General features: G+C 44.8%; 8 protein-coding genes. 7 read left to right on the plus strand and 1 reads right to left on the minus strand.

From position 1 onward, the window contains the following. The 7 genes from H141_RS20660 to H141_RS0118990 all read left to right on the plus strand — a co-directional run. A partial coding sequence (locus H141_RS20660; protein ID WP_019677851.1) for an ATP-binding protein occupies nucleotides 1-217 on the plus strand: 217 nt, incomplete at its 5' end. Nucleotides 218-375: 158 nt separating this feature from the next. Beyond that, nucleotides 376-837 carry a site-specific integrase gene (locus H141_RS0118965; protein ID WP_169337192.1) on the plus strand — a complete coding sequence of 154 codons (462 nt, stop codon included), beginning with the start codon at nucleotides 376-378 and terminating at the stop codon, nucleotides 835-837. Between the two features lie 17 nt (nucleotides 838-854). Beyond that, entirely contained in the window at nucleotides 855-2342 is a 1488-nt protein-coding gene (locus tag H141_RS0118970; RefSeq protein WP_019677853.1) for a site-specific integrase, read from the plus strand. Continuing rightward, nucleotides 2339-4411 carry a hypothetical protein gene (locus tag H141_RS0118975; RefSeq protein WP_019677854.1) on the plus strand — a complete coding sequence of 691 codons (2073 nt, stop codon included), beginning with the start codon at nucleotides 2339-2341 and terminating at the stop codon, nucleotides 4409-4411. Before H141_RS0118970 ends, H141_RS0118975 begins: the two co-directional genes overlap by 4 nt. Then, entirely contained in the window at nucleotides 4408-4824 is a 417-nt protein-coding gene (locus H141_RS0118980) for a hypothetical protein (protein WP_019677855.1), read from the plus strand. Before H141_RS0118975 ends, H141_RS0118980 begins: the two co-directional genes overlap by 4 nt. Then, nucleotides 4821-5339 carry a hypothetical protein gene (locus H141_RS20665; RefSeq protein ID WP_019677856.1) on the plus strand — a complete coding sequence of 173 codons (519 nt, stop codon included), beginning with the start codon at nucleotides 4821-4823 and terminating at the stop codon, nucleotides 5337-5339. The genes H141_RS0118980 and H141_RS20665 overlap by 4 nt, the downstream gene beginning before the upstream one ends. After that, on the plus strand, nucleotides 5336-7303 hold the full coding sequence (locus H141_RS0118990) for an AAA family ATPase (RefSeq protein WP_019677857.1): 1968 nt from the start codon (nucleotides 5336-5338) through the stop codon (nucleotides 7301-7303). The genes H141_RS20665 and H141_RS0118990 overlap by 4 nt, the downstream gene beginning before the upstream one ends. Nucleotides 7304-7328: 25 nt before the next feature. Here the strand turns inward: H141_RS0118990 and H141_RS0118995 are convergent. Continuing rightward, nucleotides 7329-7553 (minus strand): transposase (locus H141_RS0118995; protein WP_019677858.1); only part of this gene is annotated, 225 nt, incomplete at its 5' end.

Genomic DNA, 7553 nt, shown 5'->3' on the forward strand with positions numbered 1-7553 from the left:
CGATCTGATGGAGATCATGGACGACCGGCATCAGCATGCCTCCACCATTATGATCAGCCAGCTACCCACCGAAGAGTGGTATCAGGCAATTGGTGACAACACGCTGGCCGATGCCATCTTAGACAGGCTAATGCACAACGCTCACAGACTAAAATTAAAGGGGGAATCGATGCGAAAAGTCACATCAGAGTTGACTGAAAATGAACACCTAGGTTAAAAAGGCACTGAGCCCAACGCGGGAAGATCTGGGTGTTCACATTCACCAGTATGGGTGTTCACATAAATCAGAATACGCAATTGTCGCTTACAATCGAAAATTGCCGGACTAGTAAGCTCGGACCAGGGGAAAGGCCATACATAGAAACGATGGAAAATGTGAAGTACGACGACCCTCGAACAAGTGTCCCCCATAATAAGACTAGGGCGCGGATCATTCCTATCTCAAATAGTCTGGCCAATTTGATTGAAGAGTACAAAAAAATTAGAAATCAGTCTGATGCAGCACGGAAACAGCCGCCGTTTCTCATTTTGTCAGGGCAGCTTCCATACCAGCCGTTGTCGCTATCAGCACTTTCTTCAGTCTTCGATACCATCAAAGCCAAGCTTCCTGGAGTTGGCCGTTTTGGTCCACATCGACTAAGGCACACCTTTTTTGAAAATCTTGATCGGATGATGAAAGACAAAGGTTACTCAGATGACCAAAAGAAAAAAATCAAAAACTCTATTGGGGGTTGGTCGCCCAAATCGAGGCAAAGCGAGAATTACGAAAAATTAGCCACATTGGAGCAAACCGTTGAGGCGCTCAGTCAATTCCACAGTGAGCTGGAAGGCTGTTAAAAAAGAGGTAATTGCATATGAAGTACAATGTAATCCTGAATACAGAGCTAATGACGACGGTTTCGTTTGGGCAGTCTGATGAGCAGTTTACCTATGATCCTTACCCAATTACTCAGACAGGGCAGAAGTTAGATCTGACCTACAGCCAATGTCATTTGCAACCTGAGCGGATCCTGCTGAATTTTGAATTGGTGCACCCAGTGCTCAGAGAACACGCCAAAGCTTACATAGCTGATGCTTGTAAAAGATATTCAAACGAATCTCTCGGTAACCATTTTAAACTTTTAGCTGGGTTTCGCTTTAATGATGATCTTGTTGCTGGAGAAGAGATAACTATATGTATCGAAGACCAGATGCGGCAGTTAATGCAATCAAATATTGGGTCTAGTAGGAAATCTGCATTACGTTTGATTTATGGTTGGTTTGTAGACGAAAATTTTCCGTTCTTTGACGAAGACTTTTTCGATCTGTATCTGGATGTTTTGAAATTTGGTTCTGATGAGGGTAAAGGCAAAGATGTATTAATGCTCATTCCTAACCGTGGCCCCCTGACTATACGTGAAGAAAAGTTGTTCAAGCAAGCAATTAAATCTACTGATATCAAGGCTTTATCAATATTTGAGCTTCAAGGGATGGTTGGACTAAAAATAGGACAGGTTCTTGGCGCTCGTGACACACAAGTCGTCCGTTTGCAGTTCAAAGATATACATGTATCGGATAAAGGGGGAATATCTTTATCGGTACCTCGTGCTAAACAGCGTGGATACAAAAATAACCAGCTGAAAAAAAATCGCCCGATAACCAAAACGTTGTACAACTTGCTCATCGAGTTGAAAACTCGATATGAACAGATGGTCTCAAATTCGATTACTCCAGATTGGTTTATTTTAGTAACACTTAAGAATTCAGGAAGACCAATCAATCAAAGGTTAACCAGAGCTCTGTTCCAAACTCGTCGATTAGCATTTGAGCGCGTTATGGATTTGGGTTTTAAGGTCACAAATCGACGTTTGCGCAAGACTTTTTGCACAAAACTGATTGCCCGAGGTACGCCGTTAAAGGTTGTTGCTGAATTGATGGACCACAGCGATCTGCAGCAGTTGGAAGTGTATTATCGCCACACTCACCATGTCGCAAGAAAGTTAAATGATGTTCTGAAAACCGAAGCGGCAGAAATTCTAGACGTATTTCAAGGAAAGGTAGTCACACCAGAGCAGGTGTCTCAACAAGGGCAGCATATTTTTGCACCGGCTAAAGACCAGTCTCTTCATCTGATAGGGAGTTGCGGGAGCGCTACCCCCTGTTCATTGAACCCTCCTTTAAGCTGTTATGGATGTAGTTCACTTGAAGCATTCGAAGACGCTGATCACAAGGCCGTAGTGGAACTCTTTGTCGAAGAGACAAAGAACCGATTTGGGGAAAATCACGCCATTGAGATATTGCAGCACGACGACTTCCTGAAGGCTACGCGTTTTGTACAAATGCTGGAGAATGGTGAAATATGAGCAACGTGATTGAACTGATGCCGCGGCGGACTGACAATCAACTCGCCAATCTTGAAAAGCTGATTTCCTTTTGTAAAAACAATTCCCCGTTTAAAAATAAAAATAATTGGGAGTGGGAACACATTTATTGGGACGTCAAAGGGATATGCAACACCCAAGCTCGAAAGGCGGGATTTGAGCAGTTTATCTACTTCAATCGTGATAATAATAAAGGGAAAAATGTTAAAACTCCTCGCTCTGAGATGGAGCCATTTCATCACTCTGGTCTCTCTGATGTAGCGAAATGCCACGTTACTATGGTGCAAATCGAATCACCGAAGGATGTGGGTTCCTTACAGTTATATGTTAATTCTTATCGTTATCTGGACAATGTACTGAGCCAATCTGGCTTAACTATTGCGGACCTCTCAGCACATCAATTTAAGTTAGCGGAAAAGGACGCGCGCGAGCGGCTTCAAGACAGCACCTTTTATCGTACTGGTCAAAAATTGGAAGTTATTTGCAAGTTCATTAATCAGCATGGGCTGGCGAAGCATAAAATTGTTTTTAAAAAATCTGCGAAACGTAGTGAAACCCATACCAACAGTGACTCACGAATCGATCAATCATCTATTGATGAACGAGCCAAAAAGCTGCCAACCAAACTTAGCCTGATTGCTGTAGCCACGTTGTCGAATACTGAACTGCAAGGGGATGATGCACTATTTCAGGCCATGACCGAAATTATGTTCGCGACCGGGCTTCGTTTTGATGAAATAGTGACATTAGATACGAGTTGTCTTTATGAGCGTGAAATAGAAGAGCGCAACGTCCTGACTGGATTGGATGATGTTTTTGTAGTTCATGAACTTCGTTACAAGGCGAAAAAAGGGGGCGGTTATAGCTCCAAGGTCATTGCTGACGCGATGGTCACTATTCTGCAAAAAGGACTCAAGACGGCTCTGGACTTGCTCGCTCCTGTAAGGGAGGTTATCCGTCAACTCATGGCAGATCCAGAAGCTAAAATCGACTTCTTTCCGTTATTGAGCAACGAGCCACGGGTCTTTGTTACAGATGTGTGGCGTGAGCTGCAATGGTCTAGTCGGGCAAATATGGGGACCTATCTTGGCAAGCTTGATGTGCCAATGGAAAAGCTTGCCCATAAGAAAACTGGGATTCAATCATTAGCGTTTGCTCCCTTTGATCTCAGACAAAAAACGAACCATTTGGCGCGACAATCTGCATCGAATTTATGGCAACAGGTTAAGGATTTGACTGCAGCTGAACGCCTCGAAGACATGCTGTTTGTCACACAATTTCAGCGCCATCATTCGGTAAAACGATCAGAAGAATGGAGCTTCACATTAATTACTCATACGCAATTCACTGATTACCTCTCCGGACGACCTGAGTTAGGCATGCAAAGCATTTTCGAACGGAAAAACATGATGTTCGAGGGGCAGCCAGTACGGCTAACTTCTCATCAGTTCCGCCATTTCTTGAGCACTATGTTGGAATTGTGCGACACCGTTTCAGATATTGAAGTTGCTAGGTATTTTGGTCGCAAATATATGGGAGATAACGAGACCTATGACCATACCAACAAAACCAAGCTAGTGATGGATGCTGCTGATGATATCCTTGCTTCGACGGGTATTTCGAAAGAGCAGGCTAAAGAAGCTGCAATCATATTTACGATGGTGGATAGAGATGAAGCTTTAGACACGTTAGGTGACCTGACCACGACTCTGATCACTGCTATTGGTATGTGCCGGCATGATTACAATGATTCACCATGTGGTAAACACTACGCGTGCCTGCGAGGCTGCGCGGAGTATTTCCGAGTGAAAGGAAATCAGCGTGAAATAGCAGAAGTTGTGCGTATTCGCGACCAACAAATCCAACATGTTGCAGCCGCCAAAGAGGCTGTTGCCAAAGAGTTTCACGGCTCAAACAATTGGCTTAAGTCTCATGAAGAGCTACTACTCGGGTGTGAGGTTGCACTGGCCATCGAGGCTGACGGATCGGTAGCTGTGGGTGAACGAGTACAAATATTTCCTGACGGGATTATTGGGTGTAGGGCGATATGAGAGACAAACAAGCACGTATCACGCCAGAACGTGAAAAGGAGATCTGCGATCTTATTGTTCTTCTGGCATCGCGAGCCACAAATGGCAAAGTGACATGGGCACAATTAGAGGATGCCACGGGGTTTACTCGACAGGCTCTGTCCGCACGAGAACAGATCGCAGAAACGTACCAAAGTATCAATGGTACAAAAAAGACGATCGTGACAGCTGAGCAAAAACTTGAAGAGTTGAAAGCCAAGCTTGCAAAAAAGGAAGAAGAGTGTAAGAGGTTGAGTGAGACTCTTGCTGAATACGATCAGAAGTATGTGCGTTGGTTATATAACGCAACAAATGCAAATCTCACCGTAGATCAACTTAACGCTCCACTTCCGGATTCAATGAAGACCACTGCTCGTAAAGGCAATAAAAAATGACAGCCGGTTTTGATGTTGAAATTGAATTGTCGGGTTTTAACCTGGATAGGATGCATCCTGCTGCAAAAGCCAATCTGACCAAATTGGCGGATCTATTAGGGCAGTTAGATGACGAGGCTTGGTTGGACTACATTGATAGCGGTGCAATCGATCTGTCTGCACTGGCAAAGGAATTGAGTATCTCTCGTTCCAGCCTCTATCAAAATGAGCACATTAAGCGTTATATACTCATCAAAGCCGAAACGTTGTTCGCGAAAAAGATGATTGTGGAACTTCCATATCAGACTCGAGAAAAGAACAATACTTCCGATAGTTCCAAAGGTATTCGCTACTCGATCACTGATAAAGAGATCCGAGAAAAAAATTTACAAATTAAGCATCTCCAAACACAAGTTGCGGAGTTGTCCGCAGAAATTGATGGGCTAAAAGCAGAAATCAGGGCTGCCAAACAGGAGATAGAAAGGTCAAATGTTCGCGAGCGTCATCTGGCTCAATCTGGGCGACTTTTAAGATGACAGAGTTAAATACCCGTTACGTTACTTTGCGAGTTACCCGTAGTGCATACCAGAGCCGGCATGGTGTTGTATTCAATGGTGTGGAAGTTGACCCTGATACGTTTCGGAAAGTGAATTCCCGGCAGCATTACATCGTTCGTATTGAAGACGTTGATTGCACATCCGTAATTCCTGCATTCAAAAAGGGAATGTTGCTGGACGTCCTGCCTAACACTAAGCTATTGATCCCTATGATAGAGGGTTTTGAGCGCTTTATTGTCACTACCGACACAGTCGAAGTTGTGCGTCCTGCGGGTCAGTTAATTGTTGAACTCTTGGGAGGAAGCAGCCTTTTCAAAGGCATTGGTCCTGTGAAGGCTGAGAAGCTTTGGGCGTTTTTTGGCGAGGAGCTGTATGATTTGTTAGACAAGGGGGACCATAAAACGTTGGTTCAGAAATTGTCCCCTGATACAGCTCAAAATGCAGTGGATGCTTGGCGCAATTACGTCAACATCGACGCAATGCGTTACTGTAATTTGGAATTGGGGCTTGGTGTTTCGATATCTTTTCGGGTATCAGGCTTCTATCTGAAGGATACCGCGTCAAAATTACGGGAAGATCCTTACAGACTTTTGGCATTCGGGTTGTCATTCCGTGAATGTGACAAGCTGGCCACGAAGCTAGGGCATGCTTTGGACTCTCCAATTCGATTGGCTGCGGCTGTAGAGGAAGCTCTTTACGATATTCTGAATAGAGGTAGTACTGTTGCAACTCATAATGAACTCTTCGAGCCTTTAACCAAATTACTATCAACCTTCAGTGGGAAGCCATGCGATGGCCATGCACTGGCTTCGCAGGCCTTGCAGGCTGGTTATACGAGTGAAAATTATGTGTTGTTAGCTGAGGGACGTTATCAAAGTAACGGTGCCTTTGTAATGGAGTCTGCTGTTGCAGAGCGGATTGCTCAGTTAGTAAGCATTCCAGTGCAACTAGTTATGACCAACGAGCAAATTTCAGAGACCATTTGTGATTATGAGCAGACCAAAGGATTCCGGTTGACTTCCTTGCAGCATGAAGCTGTCACAAGGGCTGCCCGCCATAATTTCTTTATTATTAATGGTGGCGCAGGGGTCGGCAAAACTACTGTTCTGGATGCTCTGTATCACGTATTCAGGCAGATGCACATTGTCCCGATTCAGTTAGCATTGGCGGGGAAGGCTGCCAAACGAATGACAGAGGCGACAGGCTATGAGTCATTTACGATCGCCCGGTTCCTGAGGGTTTTCGACTTCAAAAAGTATGAAAACACGGAACTAGCCTTCGTAATTGATGAAAGCTCGATGGTTGATTTGCCCAGTATGTATAGGTTGCTCCGAGTGATCCCGCAGGGTACTCGGATCATCATGTTGGGAGACACTGGTCAACTACCGCCTGTTGATTTTGGACTTGTGTTTCATGAGTTAGTCGAGCTGGACGAGATACCGAAAGTGACTTTAACTGAGGTTCGCCGCCAGGGAGAAAATTCCAATATCCCAAGTGTTGCCGGCAGTATTCGTCACGGAATGATGCCTAAGTTAGACCATCAAGACGTGATGCATATCGAAGCGATGGGGTTTACGCCCATTAAAAAGCTGGCTGCCCAGCTTCGCTTGGAGGCCCCAGAAACCACACAAATCATCTGCCCGACCAACAAGATGGCAGATGCAGTAAATGAGCTATGTTCCGCAGATAACAACAGTGCCAGAATGCGCATATTTGTTGAGGACTTTGACCGCTATGTCGACACTGATTTTCGGGTCGGTGACAAAGTTATGTGTTGCACTAACTTGTATCATTTGGATGTGATGAACGGTTCAGTCGGACAGGTCACCACCGCCTACAAAGAACTTGTAATGGTATCTGATGGTGAGGCTGAAGAGTATGCTAGTTTTGGTCGGATATTGTGGGATGATGGTATTGAACGAGAAGTACCCGCGAGACTATAAAATCTTCTGTGTAAGTGGCTGTTTATCATAACGATACTCGGTCACCGTACATGATCATAAACTGCGTCATGGCAGGCTTCCAATCTCGCAGTGGCATTGTCCACTTTTTAGCAATCTGGTGTAAAGCCAGATACAACAACTTCAGCACTGCATCATCATTCGGGAATGACCTTCTGGTCTTGGTGACCTGACGCAGGCTGGCATTGAGAGATTCGATGGCGTTGGTGGTATAAATGACCTTGCGTATCTC

The sequence above is a fragment of the Arsukibacterium perlucidum DSM 18276 genome, from assembly GCF_000382165.1.
In the GTDB taxonomy this organism is placed as follows: Bacteria; Pseudomonadota; Gammaproteobacteria; order Enterobacterales; family Alteromonadaceae; genus Alishewanella; species Alishewanella perlucidum.

Coding starts and splice junctions, on each gene's coding strand:
- H141_RS0118970 (WP_019677853.1), top strand. CDS start 855: ATGAAGTACAATGTAATCCTGAATACAGAGCTAATGACGACGGTTTCG.
- H141_RS0118975 (WP_019677854.1), top strand. CDS start 2,339: ATGAGCAACGTGATTGAACTGATGCCGCGGCGGACTGACAATCAACTC.
- H141_RS20665 (WP_019677856.1), top strand. CDS start 4,821: ATGACAGCCGGTTTTGATGTTGAAATTGAATTGTCGGGTTTTAACCTG.
- H141_RS0118990 (WP_019677857.1), top strand. CDS start 5,336: ATGACAGAGTTAAATACCCGTTACGTTACTTTGCGAGTTACCCGTAGT.
- H141_RS0118980 (WP_019677855.1), top strand. CDS start 4,408: ATGAGAGACAAACAAGCACGTATCACGCCAGAACGTGAAAAGGAGATC.